2 protein-coding genes and 1 pseudogene are annotated in these 1,374 nt (G+C 75.9%); all 3 read right to left on the reverse strand.

Annotated features, from left to right (window positions below):
- The coding region (locus ACFQ4O_RS17595) for a DUF2163 domain-containing protein (protein WP_378777679.1) at positions 1–580 on the reverse strand (580 nt) is incomplete at its 3' end.
- A gap of 10 nt (positions 581–590) precedes the next feature.
- Complete coding sequence (locus ACFQ4O_RS17600; RefSeq protein ID WP_378777681.1) at positions 591–1,220, reverse strand: phage distal tail protein, Rcc01695 family; 630 nt, start codon at positions 1,218–1,220, stop codon at positions 591–593.
- 9 nt (positions 1,221–1,229) lie between these two features.
- Positions 1,230–1,374 (reverse strand): annotated as a pseudogene (locus ACFQ4O_RS17605) (phage tail tape measure protein); the annotation flags it as partial.

The following is a 1,374-nucleotide window of genomic DNA, read 5'->3' on the forward strand; positions in this document are numbered from 1 at the left end:
CTCCACGCACCGCGAGCGCCGCGGCGGAGAAGGCGCGCGCGCCGTTCGCCGCCGTCGCCACGCCCTCGGCCCGATGAAGGCTGAGCGCGAGGTTCACGCCGCAGCGGGCGTCGCCGAGATCGGCGTCGCAGGCGCGCTGGTAGAGCCGCCCCTGCGGCTGCTGCAGCGCATGCGCCACAGAGCGCAGCTCGGCGGTGAACAGCGTCCGCTCGCGGGCGATCTCGCCCAGCGGGCGGGCGAACAGCAGAAGGCGCGAGGCCGGATCGGTCCAGTCCACCAGATAGAGCCGCGCCTCCGCGCCGTCGTAGAGCCCGCGGGCGAGATCGGCCTCGGTGAGCGCGGCGTCGTCGAGCGCCCCCACCACGTCGAGCCCGCCGGCGGCGAGCCCGAGCGCGGAGGACGCGGCGGAGGCGCTGAGCCCGCTCGCGGCGCGGTAGACGTCGCCGTCGAAGGCGATGTCCTCGTCGTGGTCGGTGAAGCCGAGCGTCACGCCGTCGCGCCGCGTCAGCCGCCAGCAGCGGGCGAAGGTGGTGACGCCGGACTCGAGCGCGGCCCCCATGGGCGCGGGAATGTCTCTCATGGCCGTCTCCTCACGCGAGCCGGATCTCGATCAGCGGGATGGAGGGGATCGCGCCCGCCTCGAAGGCGGCGAGGTCGATCTCCAGCCGGTCGGCGTCGAAGCGCACCGGCGTGTCGAAGCGGAAGCCGGCGGAGACCGCGGCGCCGACGGGCGGGGCCACGTCCAGCGTCACCGCGCCGTCGCCCGCATCCACCGCGAACGCCGCGGTGACGACGCCGTTCACCGCCACCGTCACGCTCGCCGCCACCGGTTTCGGGATCGGCCGGCGGTAGGGCGCGAAGGCGCCGCCATAGGTCTTGACGAGCGGGAAGCGGGTCGCGGCGCCGTCGCCGGTCCCGATCACCTGGTCGGTGGCGGCCACGCCCGTGCCCGGCGCGGCGGAGGCGTGGTCGAGCGGATCGCGGAAGCGGAAGCCGTGGAGCCGCCCGCGCCGCTCCTCGAAGAAGGCGACCACGGCGGAGAGCTGCGCCAGCGTGCGCACGCCGAGCCCCGCGTCCCACCGCCTGCGGGAATGCGCCCAGACGGCGTTGCGCTCCTCGAAGCCGGAGCCGAGCGTAGCGATCTCGGTGCGGCGCTCCGGCCCGCCGCGGGCGCCGCGGGCGATGTCGGTCGGGAACAGCGCGTCATGAAAAGCGGCCATGGCGATCCCTCACAGGCCCCGCTGGCCGCGCGCCACCGCGCGGGCGAGCGTCGCGGTGAGCTGGCCCTCGGCGCGGCGGAAACTCTCCACGTCCGGGGTCGCGATGTTGACGGTGATCGACGCCGACCGCGCGCCGCCGGAGGCCGCGACGCCG

The organism is Methylopila musalis (assembly GCF_042679725.1).
GTDB lineage: Bacteria > Pseudomonadota > Alphaproteobacteria > Rhizobiales > Methylopilaceae > Methylopila > Methylopila musalis.